This window comes from Bacillus sp. SD127 (genome assembly GCF_058566445.1).
The window spans coordinates 797,607-816,815 of record NZ_CP191226.1 but is presented as its reverse complement, the minus strand read 5'-3'; the positions used below and the strand labels follow the sequence as shown (position 1 = coordinate 816,815).

At 44.2% G+C, this 19,209-nt stretch carries 22 protein-coding genes, 1 other RNA gene and 1 pseudogene; 8 read left to right on the top strand and 16 right to left on the bottom strand.

Annotation, left to right across the window (positions count from 1 at the left end; all coding sequences use genetic code 11):
- Window positions 1-77: 77 nt before the first annotated feature.
- The 6 genes from ACQVGS_RS04220 to ACQVGS_RS04195 all read right to left on the bottom strand — a co-directional run bounded on the left by ACQVGS_RS04220 (window position 78) and on the right by ACQVGS_RS04195 (window position 4,005).
- Complete coding sequence (locus ACQVGS_RS04220) at window positions 78-734, bottom strand: GntR family transcriptional regulator (protein WP_127696471.1); 657 nt, start codon at window positions 732-734, stop codon at window positions 78-80.
- Window positions 735-740: 6 nt separating this feature from the next.
- On the bottom strand, window positions 741-1,688 hold the full coding sequence (locus ACQVGS_RS04215) for an EamA family transporter (RefSeq protein ID WP_106019559.1): 948 nt from the start codon (window positions 1,686-1,688) through the stop codon (window positions 741-743).
- Window positions 1,689-1,782: 94 nt separating this feature from the next.
- The gene (locus ACQVGS_RS04210; protein ID WP_095713018.1) at window positions 1,783-2,172 is read right to left on the bottom strand and encodes a YvaD family protein; all 390 of its coding nucleotides are present in this window, start codon (window positions 2,170-2,172) and stop codon (window positions 1,783-1,785) included.
- A gap of 1 nt (window position 2,173) precedes the next feature.
- Window positions 2,174-2,527: a DMT family transporter gene (locus ACQVGS_RS04205; protein ID WP_106019560.1), complete on the bottom strand. Its 354-nt coding sequence runs from the start codon at window positions 2,525-2,527 to the stop codon at window positions 2,174-2,176.
- Between the two features lie 15 nt (window positions 2,528-2,542).
- Entirely contained in the window at window positions 2,543-3,097 is a 555-nt protein-coding gene (locus ACQVGS_RS04200) for a TetR/AcrR family transcriptional regulator (RefSeq protein ID WP_044159119.1), read from the bottom strand.
- 113 nt (window positions 3,098-3,210) lie between these two features.
- Complete coding sequence (locus ACQVGS_RS04195) at window positions 3,211-4,005, bottom strand: SDR family NAD(P)-dependent oxidoreductase (protein ID WP_106019561.1); 795 nt, start codon at window positions 4,003-4,005, stop codon at window positions 3,211-3,213.
- Between the two features lie 474 nt (window positions 4,006-4,479).
- On the opposite strand from ACQVGS_RS04195, the gene ACQVGS_RS04190 reads away from it, so the two are divergent.
- The gene (locus ACQVGS_RS04190) at window positions 4,480-4,680 is read left to right on the top strand and encodes a hypothetical protein (protein ID WP_024122855.1); all 201 of its coding nucleotides are present in this window, start codon (window positions 4,480-4,482) and stop codon (window positions 4,678-4,680) included.
- 628 nt (window positions 4,681-5,308) lie between these two features.
- A pseudogene (locus tag ACQVGS_RS04185) lies at window positions 5,309-5,610 on the top strand (site-specific integrase); the annotation flags it as partial.
- Between the two features lie 74 nt (window positions 5,611-5,684).
- On the opposite strand, the gene ssrA reads toward ACQVGS_RS04185, so the two are convergent.
- From ssrA to secG, 5 genes are all read right to left on the bottom strand, one after another.
- Window positions 5,685-6,047, bottom strand: a transfer-messenger RNA (tmRNA) gene (ssrA, locus tag ACQVGS_RS04180).
- Window positions 6,048-6,222: 175 nt separating this feature from the next.
- Window positions 6,223-6,693, bottom strand: coding sequence for an SsrA-binding protein (smpB, locus tag ACQVGS_RS04175; protein WP_010331890.1), 471 nt, complete (start codon window positions 6,691-6,693; stop codon window positions 6,223-6,225).
- 143 nt (window positions 6,694-6,836) lie between these two features.
- Window positions 6,837-9,173 (bottom strand): ribonuclease R, encoded by a 2,337-nt coding sequence (rnr, locus tag ACQVGS_RS04170; protein WP_254517879.1) that lies wholly within the window; start codon window positions 9,171-9,173, stop codon window positions 6,837-6,839.
- Window positions 9,174-9,191: 18 nt separating this feature from the next.
- Window positions 9,192-9,932: an alpha/beta hydrolase gene (locus ACQVGS_RS04165; RefSeq protein ID WP_044159124.1), complete on the bottom strand. Its 741-nt coding sequence runs from the start codon at window positions 9,930-9,932 to the stop codon at window positions 9,192-9,194.
- 131 nt (window positions 9,933-10,063) lie between these two features.
- The gene (gene secG, locus ACQVGS_RS04160) at window positions 10,064-10,294 is read right to left on the bottom strand and encodes a preprotein translocase subunit SecG (protein ID WP_003220028.1); all 231 of its coding nucleotides are present in this window, start codon (window positions 10,292-10,294) and stop codon (window positions 10,064-10,066) included.
- A 152-nt stretch (window positions 10,295-10,446) separates the two neighbouring features.
- Between secG and ACQVGS_RS04155 the strand changes: the two genes are divergently transcribed.
- Window positions 10,447-11,211, top strand: coding sequence for an alpha/beta fold hydrolase (locus ACQVGS_RS04155; RefSeq protein WP_059353555.1), 765 nt, complete (start codon window positions 10,447-10,449; stop codon window positions 11,209-11,211).
- Between the two features lie 43 nt (window positions 11,212-11,254).
- Here ACQVGS_RS04155 and ACQVGS_RS04150 read toward each other — a convergent pair whose 3' ends face one another.
- Window positions 11,255-11,488 (bottom strand): helix-turn-helix domain-containing protein, encoded by a 234-nt coding sequence (locus ACQVGS_RS04150; RefSeq protein ID WP_024122859.1) that lies wholly within the window; start codon window positions 11,486-11,488, stop codon window positions 11,255-11,257.
- A 151-nt stretch (window positions 11,489-11,639) separates the two neighbouring features.
- Between ACQVGS_RS04150 and rghR the strand changes: the two genes are divergently transcribed.
- From rghR to ACQVGS_RS04130, 4 genes are all read left to right on the top strand, one after another.
- The gene (rghR, locus tag ACQVGS_RS04145) at window positions 11,640-12,047 is read left to right on the top strand and encodes a transcriptional repressor RghR (RefSeq protein WP_024122860.1); all 408 of its coding nucleotides are present in this window, start codon (window positions 11,640-11,642) and stop codon (window positions 12,045-12,047) included.
- A 28-nt stretch (window positions 12,048-12,075) separates the two neighbouring features.
- Window positions 12,076-12,495 carry a helix-turn-helix domain-containing protein gene (locus ACQVGS_RS04140; RefSeq protein ID WP_024122861.1) on the top strand — a complete coding sequence of 140 codons (420 nt, stop codon included), beginning with the start codon at window positions 12,076-12,078 and terminating at the stop codon, window positions 12,493-12,495.
- Between the two features lie 91 nt (window positions 12,496-12,586).
- Entirely contained in the window at window positions 12,587-12,913 is a 327-nt protein-coding gene (gene catR / locus ACQVGS_RS04135; protein ID WP_010331897.1) for a catDE operon transcriptional regulator CatR, read from the top strand.
- 126 nt (window positions 12,914-13,039) lie between these two features.
- Window positions 13,040-14,740, top strand: a complete 1,701-nt coding sequence (locus ACQVGS_RS04130; protein WP_024122862.1) for a HAMP domain-containing methyl-accepting chemotaxis protein — start codon at window positions 13,040-13,042, stop codon at window positions 14,738-14,740.
- Between the two features lie 45 nt (window positions 14,741-14,785).
- Here the strand turns inward: ACQVGS_RS04130 and ACQVGS_RS04125 are convergent, their stop codons facing one another.
- Genes ACQVGS_RS04125 through opuBA form a run of 4 tightly spaced genes read right to left on the bottom strand, consistent with a single transcriptional unit; the run spans window position 14,786 to window position 18,227 of the window.
- Window positions 14,786-15,466, bottom strand: a complete 681-nt coding sequence (locus ACQVGS_RS04125; protein ID WP_255002008.1) for an ABC transporter permease — start codon at window positions 15,464-15,466, stop codon at window positions 14,786-14,788.
- Between the two features lie 15 nt (window positions 15,467-15,481).
- On the bottom strand, window positions 15,482-16,402 hold the full coding sequence (opuBC, locus tag ACQVGS_RS04120; RefSeq protein WP_263463500.1) for a choline ABC transporter substrate-binding lipoprotein OpuBC: 921 nt from the start codon (window positions 16,400-16,402) through the stop codon (window positions 15,482-15,484).
- Between the two features lie 11 nt (window positions 16,403-16,413).
- Window positions 16,414-17,067, bottom strand: coding sequence for an ABC transporter permease (locus ACQVGS_RS04115; protein WP_095713009.1), 654 nt, complete (start codon window positions 17,065-17,067; stop codon window positions 16,414-16,416).
- 14 nt (window positions 17,068-17,081) lie between these two features.
- Complete coding sequence (opuBA, locus tag ACQVGS_RS04110) at window positions 17,082-18,227, bottom strand: choline ABC transporter ATP-binding protein OpuBA (protein WP_101864778.1); 1,146 nt, start codon at window positions 18,225-18,227, stop codon at window positions 17,082-17,084.
- Window positions 18,228-18,511: 284 nt separating this feature from the next.
- Here opuBA and ACQVGS_RS04105 point away from each other — a divergent pair, with 284 nt between their 5' ends.
- Complete coding sequence (locus tag ACQVGS_RS04105; protein WP_106019566.1) at window positions 18,512-19,045, top strand: GbsR/MarR family transcriptional regulator; 534 nt, start codon at window positions 18,512-18,514, stop codon at window positions 19,043-19,045.
- Window positions 19,046-19,209 lie beyond the last annotated feature (164 nt).

Genomic DNA, 19,209 nt, shown 5'->3' with positions numbered 1-19,209 from the left:
ATGCCCAGAAACAGACCCATCTTCTCATTGGATATGCTCTCATCAAAAAAGACAGAGACATATCTTCTCTGCCTTCATTACACAAGTTTTTTCGCAATGTCATGCATTGGTTTGATCCAGTTGCTGTATGTCAGCTCAGCCGCCTTTTTCCGGTCTTTCTCCTTATATGCCTGAATGATTTGGTTATGTTCTTCAATAGAATTCTGCGGAGACTTGAAAAAGAGATACTCAAGCCGAAGAATATGCATGTGAAGAACTGAGGTAAAATTGCTGATATATTCATTATCAGCCGCCTCAATTATCACATCATGAAACGCTTTATCAATGCCAAGCACTTCATAGATTTCGTTTCGGTCAATTGCCGCTTTCATTTCGTGATTGATGGCTGTCAGCTGCTCTATATGAGACGAATGAATGTTTTCAATTGCCAATTCGGCAGCGGTGGACTGGAGAGACGCCATCGGCGGATAGACTTTGAAGACATCATTTTTTTCAATCTGTGAAATTCTTGTTTCTTTCCCCGGAGACATTTCAACAAACCCCTGCATCTCTAATAATTGCAAAGCCTCTCTGACCGGTGTTCTGCTGACGCCAAGCGCTTTGGCCAACGCATCGTCATTCAATTTTTCTCCGGGCACAAGCACTCCTTCCACGATCCACTTTTGAATTTGCTCAAAAGCAAGCTTTTTGGCAGTCTGCCGTTTCGGCTTTGGGGCATTGGACGGTATCGGCACAAAGCATCACCTCTGAATATGGGTTTGGTTTTTTAATGCTGCCGTTTTGCCGGCACTTTTCTTCTGTGAAAGGACAAAAATCATGACTAAAATGCATGCCGCTCCTGCTGCTTGAAACAACCCAAAGGACACGCCAAGCCAAAGAATAGAAGACGCTACTGCGGCAACCGGCTCAGTGCATCCCAGCATGCTTGCTTCTTGCGGGAATAAATATTTCAAACTTTCTAGGTACATGCAGAATCCCAATAACGTTCCGAAAATAACAATAAAAGCCACCGATACAATTCCAGAAACCGTCCAGCCTTCTGCCTGTACTGCCCAAGGCGGATGAATAAAGCTCATGCCGACGCCCCCGATCAGCATCCCCCAGCCAATGACGAGAGCCGACCCCCATGTTTTCAAAAGAGAACTGGAATACAGCGTATAGAAGGCAAGTGCGCCAGCAGAAAGAAGACCCCATACAACAGATAAAGGAGAAACTGTTAAATTGCTGATGTTTCCATTCGTCAGCAGCAAAAAAGTGCCTGTTAAAGCCAATAATAGCCCCAAAAAATCGGAAAACTGAAATGAATTCTTTCGGGTCAGAAGCAAATACAGCATAATCAGAACAGGCGCTAAGTATTGGAGCAGCGTGGCTACCGCTGCGTTTCCGGTTCCGATTGAAGCTAAAAACGTATACTGAACACCCAGCATGCCGGCAATCCCGAAAACAATAAGCTGGACAGCCGCTTTTTTATCTTTCCATATGCCCCAAACTGCCCTCCTGTTTTTACCGGCGGACACAATAATCAGCACCAACAGGCCTGATAACAGTAAACGCACCGTTACAAGCCACTCCACCGATACATCACTCGTTTCAAATAAATGCTGGGCAACCGTTCCCGATAATCCCCAAAAAGCAGCTCCGACAATCACCATTAAAAAGCCGTACAACCGTTGTTTCTGAGTCGCCAACGTATATCCTCCTGACATGTAATATGCAATATATTACATATTATATCGTTTTACTTTTCAGAAAACAAAGTGTTTTCAAAAAATAAAAATAGTGCTACTCGCACTGCTTAGATAAAAGTCTGTGAATAAAAAATAAAGGATAAATCAAAAGGTATCCATTAAACAGCCACCATGCAAGATCAAAATCCCCGCTAAATGTCCAGAATGATAAAGCCTGAAGGCCTGAACAGAAGGTCAGCACAAGAGAAATCAGCGCCAGCTGCCTCCATATTGCTCTTTTGACGCGCTGCAAATACAAGCTGTACAAACCAGTCATGGAGATTAAGATATCCAAGGGAAAAAAGGACCAATTCCAGGCGATCATAAACGGATCTTGATAATGTTTAAAGGCCCAGCTTTCCGGCATTAATGAAAAGCCGGCAGACAGCCAGTACAATATAAAACCGATATCAGTCACGAGAAAGAACAGTTTCATCACTCTCATGTTACTGCTCACTTTTATGTACCGTTTGAGGCTCCGCCCCTTGATCGATCAGGTTTAAAGACACAACACCGGCAATAATCAGCCCGATTGAAATCAGTTTCATGACACTTATATTCTCTTGAAAATACAAAAACCCGACAACTGTGATCAGGACAATGCCCATCCCCGACCAGACAGCGTAAGCAACAGATACATCGATAGATTTGAGCGTAAGCGTCAGAAAGAAAAGACTCCCGCCATAAAAAAACAGCAATAGCACACTCGGCAGAAGCCTCGTAAAACCCGATGAAAGCTTCATACTGACTGTTCCGGCAACTTCAAATAAAATGGCCAAACATAAAAACATCCACTGCACGCGCCACCAGCCTCCTCATTTTTCTGTTATCCCGTTACATAATACATCTACGATTGATTCAAGAACTTCTCCTGTCGTGTACTGATGTTTGAGCGGATAATCAGGATCATATACTTGGTTGATGCTTCCTATATACATTTGAACCAATAAATCAATGTTGATGTTTCTGATCTTCTTTTGCTCCCTGCACTCGTTTAACAATCCAATAACAACTGACCATTCTTCCTTCATAAACGTGTCTAATTTGAGCCACGCATCGTAATGGGATTTCTTCAGCTCTTGTAATAACCCCATGTTCAGCAGCTCCATTTCCTTTGGAAGACCGATCAGCATTTGCTTCACCTTTTCAAGCGCATCTAGGGTCTCATCTTCATAGATGCTTTTTTCCATTTGCTTCATCTCTGCGATAAACTGCGCCACGACGGCCTCCGCAAGCTGATCTTTCGACGGGTAATGCGCATAAAGCGTCCGCTTGCTTGTTCCAAGCGCTCCCGCCAGATCGTTCATTGTAAATGAAAAACCTTTCTGTCTGATCAGGCGAATGGTTTCCGCCAATATTCTTTTTTCCAAATCAATCACCTCGCTTTCGGTACTAGAAAAACTTTTTCGGTACCAAAATTATACGACAGCAGGTTCTGGAAATCAATACAATAAAAAAACCTCTTCCCAAAGGGAGAGGTTTTCTAAAAAACGCTGCGGACCAAGCCGCCGTCCGCCCGAAGTGCCGCGCCATTAATCGCGGAAGACAGCGGGCTGCTTAGGAATGTAACAAAGTGGGCGATTTCTTCCGGCCGGATCAGCCTTTGGATAATTGAAGTCGGACGGTTTTCCTTCATAAAACGGGTCTCGGCTTCTTGAACAGTCAGGTTTTCACCAGGATAAAGAGAGTTCAGCATTGTTTCCACTCCCTCTGTTAAGGTTGAACCCGGCATGACTGTATTTACCGTTACATTTGTGCCTGTTGCCAGCTCCGCCAAGCTGCGGGAAATGGAAAGCTGCATCGTTTTCGTCGCGCTGTAATGGGCCATTTCCTGAGAAGGCATGATTGCCGCTTCACTGGCAATAAAAATCACCCGGCCTTCTTTCTTCTCTATCATTTTGTGTAAATACTTGCGTGTGAGCCTCACACCGCTCATAATATTCACTTCAAAAAATCGGAACCACTCATCATCGGGAATATCAAAATACTCCGCCGGTTCAAAAATCCCTAAATTATTGACCAAAATATCAACCTGCGGATATGCCTGAAACAGGTCATTGCAGCCTTCTTCGGTTCCAAGATCAAATGCGGCCGGATAAAACACAGCCTCTGCATGCTGTGTTTTCAAATCGTCTATCGTCTGATTCACTTTTTCTTCCCGGCGTCCGTTAATGATAACCGCCGCGCCTTCTTCCGCCAACGAAGCGGCAATCGCTTTGCCGATCCCCGACGTTGAGCCGGTCACCAGTGCGGTTTTTCCATGTAAATTCAGCTTCATTCGTTCATCCCTCCGTTTTTGTTTCCTCTTATTTATTAACAGAAATGCGATTGGTAAAACATCTGCTGTAAAACCAGTATGAAACAGCTGGGATTCAAGTGGAAGTACGCACTTTTTGGTGCCTGTTATACGAAAAAAATGAAGCAGAACCTGTAAAAGGTACTGCTGGATAAGGGAAACGACATTCCTTTATACCATTAGACATATTACAAATTACTAATTTTCACATAAATATTGGAAATTCCCTTTCCATTTGCGATAATAAAACTAATATGTAATGGATAAATTGGGCGAATAAGGATATGGCATTTTAAAACAATAGCATTAAGCCTTTACTTTATTAACCGACGTGCAAGCCATTTCACCCTCTAGCAATTTTTAAACCGAAGAAAATGGGTACTTTGGATAAGCGGTAAGTAGACTCTCTGCAAGTCTACTTTATTTTTTTCTCATAAATAAACGAGGTGAAAATCAATGAATGGTATAGAATTTTTAGAATCTGTGTCGCAATTTGGACAAATCATTTTATTGTTCTCCGGCTACGCCCTGTATTGGAGATTAGGTAAAACAAAAAGAGAACGAAGACTAACAAAATATGAGACTTTTCTTAGGTTCTTTGTAATGTTCGGCATATTGGCATGGGCGTTTTCGTTTCTTGCTTTGCATTTGTGGTAACAATCTTCTGTCGATATTTGACTTATTATGATTAAAACCCTTTTTTTGAAAAATGTATGTTGCTTTTACCATTTCAAAAAAGGGGGAGTTCACACATGTTGAAAAGATTGTTTTTTCTAGCGTCGGTTTTCTTTCTTGCTATTGCGACAATAGCACCAGCAGTTCAGCAACCCAATTGAATTCGGAGGACGGTTTAGATGGCTTAACTGAATAACAAATTGAAAAATCTCTAGCAGAAGTTGAGTACATCTTTACTAAGATTTTAGTTTTTGACAAAGAGACGGGGTATACAGTCAAAGAGATGGTATGATCGCTTTCGCTTATTATATGAATAAAGAATATAATTATACGAATGTCAAAATCAATAGTGTTCAAGGATGTTTAGAAGATGCACTTAACTTAAGTAAAGGTGCTTTGAATCAAGTTCAGGCAACACTGTATATTTACTAAAATCCAGTGAGTACGCAGTGCCCCTACAAGCTTGTTTAACCTCCTTTGTTCTTTTTCATGTGTACAGCTCCCCTAACACTAAGCCACAAACCTCCCATAGCATCTCAATTGCATCTCCCGAATAATTGAGATTAAGGATAAAATTCACATGCAGATTCAGATAGAGCCGATAGAGTAACTGTCTCTTTTAAAAGACATAAAAAATAGCGCTGAAAACACAGCGCCAGTAAAATCAGATTATAGGATTTTTGGTTCTTTTTACGATAGCATAGCGACTAGCGCAATGGATAGACGCTACGAAAAATACCTTAGAAAATCAGGGGTTAAAAAAATAGTGCTCCACGACTTCAGACTTCACATGCATCATACTTGATCAATAAAAAATGCAATCCATTGGTCATCGCATTGAACAGGTATAGTCACCTTTACCCGTCTGCACAACATGAAGTTATTGGCTTCATGGAAAACGAAAAATTTTAAAAGTGTTACCAAAAAGTAACCGCAGGGCCCTCGAAAGCTTTAGAAGCTTTGATAGCACTGCGGTTTCAAAGTATGTATGGAGACGGTGGGAGTCGAACCCACGTCCAGAAACATCGATTACTTAAGCGTCTACGAGCGTAGCCTGCATATATGTGTTTTCACTCATCTTCTTGCCTGCGGGCGGGCCTTCCGAGAGCTAGTCTGTTTGTCTCTTCTTACGTTCTCAGACGGGAACGCAAGCGTAGCCTACTTGGATGTGCTCTTCACAGACACATAGGCAATGTCAGGAAGAGCTCGCTGCGCTTATTAGGCAGCTAATGCTACGTTTTGGTTAAAACTGTTAGTTTTGCCAGTTATATTTATGTGCGTGTTTACGAGATCGCCTCTCGGCTCGCAGCTCAAGCTCGATCCATCCCTGTCGAATCCGTAACGTCCCCTTGTTATAAGGGAAATACGGGAGAAATATCAAGCTCTCACTCAAACTGGCTACATTCTTATTATAACATGATCACGGCTCATTTCAATTGACAAATCCTTCAAGAAAAGACCGTGTCATCTTATCGTGAAATCAGTATAGCACAGGCTGGATTCCAGTATCAAGCGTTATGCTTTTTAGAACCCTTTTTGACTGTCTCTGAACGCTCTTTCAATTTCACGCTTGGCATCCTTGCGCTTCAGATCTTCACGTTTGTCATAGTTTTTCTTCCCTTTACCCAGACCGAGAAGAACTTTGGCAAAGCCGTTTTTCAAATATAGCTTGAGCGGAACGAGAGAATAACCTTTTTCCTTCGTTAAGCCGATCAGCTTGTTAATTTCCTTGCGGTGCATTAACAGCTTTCTCGTCCGGAGCGGATCGTGGTTATAGCGGTTTCCCTGCTCATACGGGCTGACATGCATATTGTGGAGAAATACTTCTCCCCGTTCGATTTTGGCGAAGGAATCCTTAAGGTTCACGCGGCCGGCGCGAATCGCTTTGATTTCTGTTCCTTGCAATACAATGCCTGTTTCATATGTTTCTTCTATAAAATAATCGTGATTGGCTTTTTTATTTTGTGATAATACTTTTCCTGACCCTTTCGGCATGCCAGAACCTCCTCTCACTAAGGAAAAACTGTCCACCTTTGCGATACGCTCTATTTTACCAAATGTCACGCATGGCTACAATGAAAAGCTGTTTCCGAAAGAAAGCAAATAGAGCGCTGCGGCCCTATTTGCTGGTTGAGCTGCTATTTCTTCTTTTTCCGTTTCTGCTTCGGTGCGTTTTGAAAGCCGCGTTTTTTCTTTTTCTTCTTCGGCTTTGTGAACCACTCTCCTTTTTCCTCGGAAGGAGCAGGAGATACAGGCGTATTTGTGCTTAACACGCGTTTTCTGGCAGGTTTTCCGCGTTTTCGGCTGCGGCTGTCCATTTCTCTCGGACGGCGCGGGGTGCCTTTCATACCGACGATTTCGAAGTCAATATTGCGCTCGTCTTTATTGACGTCAACGACTTTGACTGTAATTTCATCCCCGATGCGGAACACATTTCCCGTTCGCTCCCCGATCATCGCAAAGTGCTGCTCGTCAAAGCGATAGTAGTCATCCGTCATAAAGCTGACGTGGACGAGTCCTTCAATTGTATTCGGCAGCTCGACAAACATCCCGAAGTTTGTCACAGAGCTGATCATGCCGTCAAATTCTTCACCGATTTTATCAAGCATATATTCCGCTTTTTTCAGATCATCTGTTTCACGCTCTGCGTCAACTGCACGGCGTTCCATTGATGAAGTATGTTCAGCGATATCCGGAAGCCGTTCAGCCCACTTCTCCTGTGTCGCTTCATCGACTTTGCCGTTGATTAAGTACGTTCTGATCAAACGGTGAACGATTAAGTCCGGGTAACGGCGGATCGGCGATGTGAAATGGGTATAGAATTCAGTTGACAGGCCGAAGTGCCCCAAGCTTTGCGGGTCGTATTTCGCCTGCTTCATGGAACGGAGCATGACAGTAGAAATCACTGTTTCCTCTGGTCTGTCACGAACTGCGTCAAGAATGCTTTGCAGCGCGCGCGGATGAATATTTCCGGCCGTTCCTTTTACAACATAGCCAAATGTTGTCACAAACTCTAAAAACTTTTGCAGTTTTTCAGCATTGGGCTCTTCGTGTATCCGGTAAATAAACGGAACGTTCATCCAATGGAAATGCTCTGCAACGGTTTCGTTCGCAACAAGCATAAATTCTTCAATCAGTTTTTCGGCGACAGAGCGTTCTCTGATCACAACGTCTTTGACCGCGCCTTCTTCATCAACAAGCACCTTTGCTTCTTTAAAGTCAAAATCAACGGCGCCGCGGTTCATCCGCTTTTCGCGAAGAATTTCTGCCAGTCGCTCCATGTCTTTGAACATTGGCACGAGCGGTTCGTATTTTTGCTTTAATTCTTCATCATCATCAACAAGAATCTGATTCACATCGGAATATGTCATTCTTTCCGTTGTTTTGATGACGCTTTGGAAGATTTCGTGCTCTGTGACTTCTCCCCGACTGTTGATGGTCATTTCACAAGAAAGTGTCAGGCGGTCAACCTTCGGATTTAATGAACAAATACCGTTTGACAGTCTGTGCGGAATCATCGGAATCACACGGTCAACCAAATACACACTCGTTCCTCTTTCCATCGCTTCTTTGTCAATCGGCGAGTTTTCAGTCACGTAATGGCTGACGTCGGCAATGTGAACGCCAAGCTTATAGCTGCCATCATCCAGCTTTGTCACTGTAACCGCGTCATCCAAGTCCTTCGCGTCCGCTCCGTCAATGGTGACAATGACCTGGTCACGGAGATCACGGCGGTCTATCAGGTCTTTTTCATCAATCGTATCAGGCGTGCTTGTCGCCTGTTCCATTGCATCGGCAGGGAATTCACCCGGCAGTCCGTGCTTATGGATGACTGATAAAATATCAATGCCCGGATCATTTTTATGGCCGAGAATGGATTCAATCTCACCCTCTGCATTCATTCGGCCTTCAGGATAGCTGGTCAGCTTAACAACCACCTTATGCCCTTCAGCCGCGCCATTTTTCCCGCTATTAGGAATGAAGATATCGCTTGTGATTTTTTTGTCATCCGGAATGACAAAACCAAAGTTTTTTGTTTCTGTATAGGTTCCGACTACCCGCTGAATCGCTCTTTCTAAAATACGAATGACGGTGCCCTCTTGTCTGGAGCCGCTTGACTGCGAATTCAGGCGTACCATTACGATATCGCCGTTCATAGCTGTATTCAGCTCATTAGGGGGAATAAACACATCGCTTAACGACGTATCCTCAGGCAGCAAAAAGGCAAATCCCTTCGGATGCGCAGAAAGCTTTCCTTTAATTAAATTCATTTTTTCCGGAATGCCGTAGCGGTCGCTTCTCGTCCGCACGATAAGCCCTTTTTCCTCCAGCGCAACCAGCGCTTTGACGAGCTCTTTAAATTCCTCGGCATCCGTAATCTGTAACATCTCCTCAAGTTCCTGAACAGTCAGAGGCTTGTACGCCTCTTCCTTCATAAACGAGAGAAGCTTATCCATAAATGCTTCTTTTTCCATAATCCGACCTCCTGTTGGTTACCAATCCAGCTTCTCTAAAAATTCATACACATCTTGATGTACGATGTCCCGTTCCTTGTCCAGCGTGATAACATGGCCTGATTCCTCATACCATTTCAGCTGTTTATCGTCAGTTTCCACTTCATTGTAAATAATATTGGCACTTTCGGTATTAATCATGTGATCATGACGGGCTTGCACAACAAATGTCGGAGAATAGATCATATCGACATTCTTTCGCACATCGGCAATCAAGTCTTGCAGCGCCTTAAGGGTATTCATCGGCGTTTTTTCAAATTCCTTCATTTCCTCTTCTATTTGCTCCGGGCTTTTCCCCTCGAATTTTTTGTAATTGCGCGCGTAGGAAAGGACGCCCTGATACATGACCTCTTCGCTTTTAATATGCATTGGCGCGCACATTGGAACAATTCCCTTTATGGGTACAGTGTAACCCAATTTCAGCGAAAAAACCCCGCCAAGCGACAGTCCGCAGGCAGCAATGTCCTCATAGCCTTCAGATTTTAAATATTCATAGCCATCCATGACGTTTTTCCACCAGTCTTCAGGCCCCGTATGTACCAATTCTTCAGGCGGAACGCCGTGTCCTTCATATTGAGGCGCGTGGCACGTATAGCCCCGTTCATTCAAATAACGTCCCAGCATTCTCACATCCGCTGTATTCCCTGTAAAGCCGTGCAGCAAAAGCACCGCTTTGTCTCCGCCTTTAAATGTAAATGGTTTTGGTGTCACAACTTTCATGCTCATTTCTCCCTTTCTTTCTGCACGATCATTTTAGTTTTCCACAGTTTGATCAGAAAAAAACGCTCTGAATAACAGCCAGAAACGTGAAAAAGGCCTGACTTTACATCAGACCTTATACAAACATTGCCCTATAGGATATAAGCAAGCGCAATCGTCAACACGAAAAACAAGACTGCCAGCACAACCGTAATGCGGTGCAGAATCAAATCAAGACCTCTTGCTTTTTGTTTCCCGAAGAGCTGCTCCGCTCCGCCTGAAATCGCACCAGATAATCCGGCGCTTTTACTGGATTGAAGCAAAACGACAATAATAAGTGCAATACTGACGATAACCAATAAGGTAATCAAAACCGCGTGCATCCCTTACACCTCCAGACTCACTGGCCTACATTACTTCTATTTTACATGAAAAGGTTTGCCATGTCACGCCGTATCAGACGCCAAAAGACCGGATAAGACATTTTGTTTTGGTTAGCCTATTCGTATGAATTGAGCGAAAAGGGAGAACAACAATGCCGATCATCAGCACAGCCAATAAGAAACATCTATATTATGAGGAATATGGACAGGGAATCCCTATCATTTTTATTCACCCGCCGGGCATGGGCCGCAAGGTTTTTTATTATCAGCGCCTTCTGGCGGATCATTTCAGGGTGATATTTCCCGATTTAAGCGGACATGGCGACAGCGATCATGCAGACCAGCAAATCTCGATTTCCTATTACGCAAACGAGATCGTGCAATTTATGGATCGTTTGCACATTGATCAGGCTGCAGTATTCGGGTATTCCGCCGGCAGCTTAATTGCACAGCACATCGGCTTCACCCGGCCGGACAAAGTATCTCATTTGGTGTTGGCCGGCGCGTACCCCGCTGTTCATACCATGGCCGGTCAGCAGCTTCACAAAATGGGAATGTATCTTCTTGAAAAAAGTCCCGGCATGCTGATGAAAATTATCGCCAGCAGCCATACGAAAAACAGACAGCTCCGAAATCTATTAACGAGTCATATGAAAAAAGCTGACCTCGGCCATTGGTATCAATATTATCGGGATTCTCTCCGCTACAGCTGCCTTGAACAATTGCCCCGTTTTAACATGCCGATGCTGTTTATGTATGGCGGCCTGCGCGACTGGACCTTTACACATGCAGGCTATTACCGGAAAGCATGCAGCCACGCTGAATTTTTCAGGCTGGAATACCAGGGCCATCAGCTGCCGACAAAACAATGGAAAACATGCAATGAACTTGTGACGGGTTTTGTTTTGACACATTGATGATAAGGCTTAGAAAACGCTTGGTTCCCCAGGCGTTCTTAAGTTATTGACTTTTGTCAACAAAATCATAGTAAAAAAGATCCTCAAACTTCAAGTCAAAATAGTGAAGCATTTTTCCGATCACAAGCTGCCCCGGCCGTCTTTCTCCATTCAGCACACGGCTCAGTGTGGCGGGTGAGACTCCGATTTCCAGCGCAAGCTGATTGAGGGAATAATCGTTATTGACCATATACTGCAATACATAATCACGTCTAATCTGTATCTTTTCTACTGGCACTTTCCTCACCTTCCGTTCATGAAAAAACTTTTTCTATACATTTACATTACGGCGTATGTTAACTTTTGTCAATGCATTTCCAGCCCACCTATTCCCTTTAGTCAATAAACATACTAAAATATGAGTAACAGTGAGGGACGGGGTGAGACATATGGAAAGCTTCGGCGAACAATTACGGGCATTGCGTGAGGAGAGAAAGCTGACAGTCAACCAGCTGGCGACTTATTCCGGTGTAAGCGCGGCCGGCATCTCCAGAATTGAAAACGGCAAACGCGGCGTTCCTAAACCTGCCACCATCAAAAAACTGGCGGAGGCCTTAAAAATTCCTTATGAAGGGCTTATGTATAAAGCGGGATATATCGAAGAGATTCATGAAGCCAGAGCGCCTTATGAAACGAAGTGCCAGCTGCTTGAAAAGGCGGAGGCTTATGACCTGAAAAATCTTGCCCTTCTTGAGAGTGAAAAATGGCAGTATCTCAACAAAGAGGATTTGCTCATGCTGGATCATTATTTCTCTTTTATTTCAGACGAAGCCAAAAAACGATCTGCTGATCAATAACTCTTTCCAGAAATGCGAGGCGATCATCATGTCAACATTCGGACAGGAATTAAGGGCGCTGCGCCGCGCCCGCAAACTGACAGTAAACCAGCTTGCGGTGTACTCGGGCATCAGCTCAGCGACCATTTCAAAAATAGAAAACGGCAAGCGCGGCACACCAAAGCCCGCGACCATAAAAAAGCTCGCAGCGGTGCTGAAAATACCGCACGAAAACCTGATGGCAGCCGCAGGGCACATTACCGCTTTTCCTGAAGAAATTCGAGAGGCTTCGGAAAGCTATCAGTCTATTTATGCGATTTATCAGACGGCTGTCACTCGAGGAACGGAGAACCTGTCTCTTTTTAACAGCGAAAAATGGCGGCATCTCTCCAAGCAGGATATTGAAAATCTCAGCAAATACTTCGATTTTTTAGCTTCCGAAGCGAAAAAACGCTCCTCTTCCACGTAATCTTCTGCATCTCTTTCCGCATTTTATCAATCACGCATGCATACGTTCCCTCGTTATTTGCGTTATAATAATGACAGACGAGGTGAAAAGTATGAACCAATCAGAAATGTGTCCTAGATTTGAAAAAGCAGTCGACATCTTGAGCAAACGCTGGGTTGCTTTAATCGTTTTTCAACTGTTGAACGGTCAGCAGCGATTTAGCGAAATAGAAGCAGCACTTCCAAATCTAAGCGGCAGAGTTCTGTCAGAAAGGCTGAAAGAACTTGAGCTTGAAGGAGTTGTTAAGCGGGACGTCATCCCCGAAACTCCGGTTCGCATCGAATATTCATTAACCGACAAAGGAATGGCGTTAGCGCCCATTCTGGGTGAAATCTCCAAATGGGCGACTGAATGGATTGACCCTTCCTTTCATATGTAATTGCTAAAACGGTTCTATCTCCACGGAGAGAAGAGCCGTTTTTTATTTTTTATTTCCAGGTGAAAAAACAATTTCTCAGCCGATATATAGTACATCACATCACTTTTTTAAAAGGAGAACACGTAAATGCGACTGACGATTTCCCGCAAATTCAGCCTGGTATTTTTGACACTGATCCTCATCAATCTGCTTATAGGCGGAATAGGCGCTTTCAATATGCAGCACATCATCAAAAAGACAGATGAAATCAACACGAAATGGATAGACGGCATTAAAGAAATTACATCTATTAATTATTTGACAGAGCACCTTTCCTCTAAGGAAAAGGATTTCCTGATTTATACAGACAAAGATAAAATGGATACGCTGGACCAAGATATGAACCAGATCCTTAAGGATATCAATGAAAAGCTTGATAACTATGAAAAGACAATCTCTAATGACAAAGAACGCAGCATTTTCGAACAGCTCAAGACTGAAGTCAACTCATATACGAATATTCATAACCAGATTTTAGAGAGCGGACGCACGAATGATATAGATAAAGCAAGGGGGTTATTGGTACAGACTGAAGCAAGCTTTGAGGATATGAAAAAATCAATCACTGAACTTGTTGACTTTAATAAAGAAGGCAGCAACACGGCGGTGAAAGAAACCAAGGATGTTTATCATAAAGGTCTCAGTTACACGGCTTTGCTTCTGGCAGCTTCCATCGCCATCAGCATATGTATTTGGCTTTATATCAATCGCAGCATTGTAAAACCGATTATTCGAATGAAGTCATCTGCGAATGAGATCGCCGAAGGCAATCTGTCAAATGACATAGAGCCGCTGGCCTCAAAAGACGAGCTCGGCGATCTGAACGAAGCGCTTCAGAAAATGGTAGGGAATTTAAGAGATATCGTCGGATATTCAAAAGAAATCTCCACCCGCGTGCTTTCTTCATCACAGGTGCTGACCACTGCAACGAATGAAACAAGAACCGGCAGCAGGCATATTACCGAAACGATGAACGAAATGGCTGAAGGCTCCGAGCAGCAGGCGCAAGACGCTGTGACAATCGCCGAATCAATGAATGAATTTACAGAAAGCATTGATAAAGCCTACAATCACGGCATGACGATCAGCGATACGTCTCAAAACGTTCTCGAACTCGCCGTAAACGGAAACGAAAATATGGATACGTCAGTGCAGCAAATGAAAACAATCCATCATATCGTTCAGGAGGCCGTTCATAAAGTGAGATCGCTGGAACAGCATTCTCAGGACATCAACAAGCTTGTTCAGGTCATCAACGGCATTGCCGAGCAAACGAACTTATTGTCACTTAATGCCGCAATTGAGGCAGCCCGCGCAGGAGAAAGCGGCAAAGGCTTCGCCGTTGTGGCTGAGGAGGTCCGAAAGCTCGCAGATGGCGTATCTGACTCCGTTCAGGATATCACTAAAATAGTTGGCGGCACACAGCAGGAAATCAACACTGTCATCCAGTACCTGGAAAGCAGCTTTACCGAAGTAGAAAAAGGTACTGAAAACCTGACTGACACCGGACAGGCCATGCAGAACATTAAGCAATCGGTCACCTATGTAGCGGACAGTATTAAGGAAGTAACGGACGGATTAAAGCAGTTAACAAACCAATCGATCACAATTAACCAATCGATTGAAAATATCGCCTCCGTTTCTGAAGAATCCGCCGCCGGCATTGAAGAAACATTTTCCATTACCGAGCAATCCGCCCATTCAATGGATCAAGTGCTTCAAAATGCTGAGGAGCTTGAGCGTTTGGCGAAAGAACTTAATGAGAAAATGGATCAGTTTACAATCTAAATAAGAAAAAAGAGGCTGGAATCATCCAAGCCTCTTTTTTTGTTCTTATGCAGCTGTTTGAATACGTCTCACCCTGGTTCTTTTTTTCTTGACCGGATGTAACGCCCGCTCCACCCAAGCCATGAGCAAATCAGCCGCAACCGCCATCACCGCAGTCGGAATCGCGCCGGCTAGAATAATCGCCGTTCCGTTTGTGGCGTTTGACCCGCGGACGATCATATCCCCAAGGCCGCCGGCGCCGACAAATGTGCCGATTGCTGTAATGCCGATAGCGATGACGAGAGCCGTTCGAAGGCCTGCCATAATGACAGAAAGCGCGAGCGGGAGCTCAACCATCCGAAGAACTTGGAATTTCGTCATCCCCATCGCTTTTCCTGATTCTAAGTATGCGTGTTCAATGCTGACAATGCCTGTGTACGTGTTTCGGATAATCGGTAGCAGGGAATACAGAAATAATGATAAAATCACTGTGTTTGCGCCGAGCCCCATGACAAGCATCAGGACTGCCAGCATGGCGAGCGCCGGAATCGTCTGAATGACATTTGTTACGGCGAATACCCATCCTGACAAGCGGCTGAAATGCGCAATGAGGATTCCGACCGGAACCCCGACGACAGCAGCAAACAAGACGCCGTAAGCCGACATGAGAAAATGGCGGCCGAACTCTTCCATTACATAGCTGCCGTTCTGTGCATAATACGTCATTAACTGTTCAAGTACATTCATTGGTCAATCCTCCTTTCACGATTCGAAGTAGTGATGCTTTTGCAAATATTCCTTGGCAACGACAGACGGTTCTTTTAGGTTACCGTCGACTTCATAGTTAAGCTCCTGCATCGTGGCTGTATCGATTTTTCCGATCATTTTCTGAATGATGCCTTCCAGTTCAGGATGTTCTTTAAGCACCTGTTCCGGAACAACAGGAGAGCAGTCGTACGGAGGGAAAAATTGTTTATCATCCTTTAGCATTTTGAGATCATAGGACTTGATCCTCCCGTCCGTGGAGTAAGCGAGGACAATGTCCATTTTTCCGCTTTTCACCGCGTCATACACAAGCCCGATCTGCATCGGATACGTGCCGCCGAATGTCATGCCGTAGGTTTTCGTAAAATCCTGATAGCCGTTCCCTTTAAGCTTCATCCAATAATTATCGACGCCCAGCTTTAATTGCGGCGCCCATTTTTTGACGTCTGATACATTTTCTAAATGATATTGGTCTGCAAGCTTCTTGCTGACGGTAAAGGCATACGTATTATCAAACCCGTAGGAGTCATACCATTTTAAATCGTATCTTTTTTTAAACTCCTGCTGTGTCAGCGCCAGCGCTTTGTCCGGATCTTTTTCAGGTTTCATCCTCAGCGTGCCTGTCAGCGCGTCACCTGTATATCTTGTGGCCGCAATATCGATTTCTCCGTTTATTAAGGCCTGCTGCTGCACCGCGTTGGAGCCGAGATTTTTAATGGTTGTTGTTTTTAGATCCGTATGGTGTTCGATCAGCTGGCCAAGCATGCTTGCGATGATTTCTGATTCACTCATGCTTTGCGCGCCGATTTTAATGGTCTGGTCTGAAGCGGCACTGAGCCCGGGAAGCGAACAGCCGCTTAGCATCAGCATTACTGCGAGCGTAAAACCGCTCAGCCATTTAAGATGTTTTCTTTTCATGAGCAGCCTCCTTATGAAACTTCCTTCATTCCCTGCAGTCCGGCAGGCGTGATTTTTCGTTCCGTCAACGCAAGCACATAATCAATGACAATCGCCAATATCGTGACGGGAACCGCTCCTCCGATGATATATTCCGGCTGATATAAATTCAGGCCGATGAAAATATAATCACCCAATCCGCCGCCTCCGATAAAGGATGCAAGCGTCGCCCAGCCGATTAAATAAATCGTGGATGTTCTGATCCCCGCCATGATGACGGGCGCGGCAAGCGGCAGTTCCACGAGGCGGATTTGTTCAGCTGCCGTCATCCCGATGCCTTTTCCTGATTCAAGCAGATTTTTGTTAACGCCGCGAATCCCGGTATACGTGTTGCGCAGGATCGGCAAAACGGAATAGAAAAACAAGGCCACAATAGCCGGAACTTTTCCGACTCCCAAGAGCGGGATAAAGAAAGCGAGGATTGCCAGACTGGGCAGCGTCTGAATGATATTCACAATGCCGATAATGGTGCCGGCTCCTTTTTTCATTCTGGTAAGCACAATCCCAAGAGGCACAGCGGCAGCCACGCCTAAAATGACGGCGATGAGAGAAATGGTGATATGCTCATATGTTTTGTAAAGCAGTTCGCCTCCGTTGGTTTGCAAAAATTCAATGATATGATTCATGTCTGACAACCTCCCTATGACAATACTGCGAGCTGTTTTTCTTCTCCCCAGATGGACTCATACACAATGTCAACCAGGCTCGCTCTCGTCACAATTCCTATTAAACGGCTGTCTTCATCTACAACCGGCACGTACTTTACACCCCGTTTTAAAATTTTGTGTACTGTATCCCGCAGCAGTGTTGCGCCCAAGACGGTGTAGATGTCTTGATGCAGGACCTCGCCTACGAGCTCGGCTTTCTTCCGGCATTGATCAATGATTTCCACATCTACATAGCCTAGAAGAACATGGCTGTCATCTACAACCAGGAGCGAGTCGACACGCTCCTGCCTCATCAGCTGGATCGCTTCAGAGAGCGTTTTATCCGCCGTAATAGTCACCGGGTGTGTACTCATAATTTGATCAACCCGCTCAACATCAGGACTTGATGACTGAATCAGGCGCTCCTTGCCGATAAACTCCTCAACAAATTCGTTTGCCGGATTTCTCAGAATATCATCAGGCGTTCCGATCTGCACAATCTCTCCGCCTTTTAAAATGACGATCCGGTCTGCTAGCTTAATCGCTTCATCCATATCATGGGTAACAAATACGATGGTTTTATGTAAGGTTTTTTGCAGTTTTTTAAATTCTTCCTGAAGGGAATCCCTCGTAATCGGGTCAAGCGCCCCAAACGGTTCATCCATTAAGATAAGCGGCGGTTCCGCGGCAAGTGCCCGTAATACACCTATTCGCTGCTGCTGTCCCCCGCTTAATTCATGAGGATAACGGTCTAAATATTCAGGTCCCATATCAACCAATTTTAAAAGCTCACGCGCACGTTCTTTCCGCTGCTGCTCCGGCCATTTCAGTAGCTTAGGCACAAGTGAAATGTTCTGCTGAATGGTCATATGGGGGAACAGTCCGATCTGCTGAATGACATAGCCGATCTTACGCCTGAGTTCTACCGGGTCCTGTTCCATCATGTTCTCGCCGTCAATAAAAATCTGACCGGCTGACGGCTCAATTAATCGGTTAATCATTTTCATCGTTGTCGTTTTTCCGCAGCCGCTTGGACCGATAAAACAAATAAATTCACCTTTTTCAATTTCCAGATTCACGCTGTTCACAGCTTTTTTGCCGCCCTTATATGTTTTCGAGACATTTTTTAATGTCAGCAAACATCGCACCTCCAAAATTAAATTCATTCAATTCGTTCAGTTTGTATTTAATTTTTCAGACAATTGAATGCTTCCCATTATAGAATAAAGTTTATAAAATAAAAAGTTTACAATTTGTTCATATTATTTATAAAGTATGTGTAAACCCTGATTTACCCGTATTGACCGGTAATGATCTCCTTATTGCTCCAATTTCCTGCCAAATTCTATGATTACAGCATTTCCGCCGCATCAAAAATGTGGTATATTGACATCGGAATTGTTAGCTGAAAGGATTGAAACTGTTGGAGAAAAATCCGTTAACGATAATTGAACAGACTGAAGACCACCTCATAGAAAGAATCGCGGAAAACATGCATGCATTTGGAATGCCCTCTACCGTTGGACGTGTGCTGGGCATTATTTATATGAATCGCAAGCCGATGACGCTGACGGAATTATCAGAAGCGACCGGCATGAGCAAAACGCGAATGAGCCAGGTCGTGCGGGACATGCTCGATGCCAACATCGCCGAGAAGGTGTTCGAAAAGGGCGTGCGAAAAGACTTATACGATGTTGAAGAGGATTACTACCAAACCTTTATCACTCTGTTTACAGCCACTTGGAGCAAAGTCGTCAGCAAAAATAAAATGATGCATAAAAAACTCAACCGGGAGCTGCTCAGTATCTTGGATGAAGAGCTTTCTCCTGAAGCGGAAGAAAAGGTGAATGAGCTGTTGAAGGAATTAAAGGAATGGCTCGACTATTACAATTGGCTCGGCCGTCTGATTGAGTTTTTTGAGAGTGAAGAGATTTTTAAATATGTGCCGAAACCGTAAAGAAGTTCCCAAAATTGATATTGGGAACTTTACGTACAATACAAATTTTAAATATCAAATTTTTCCCACAAAACAAAACCAAATATAATTTACAATATTTTGTTTATTATCCATTTTCTGTTGATTATTCTTACTAGTTATTATATAATCTTTTTGAAATGATT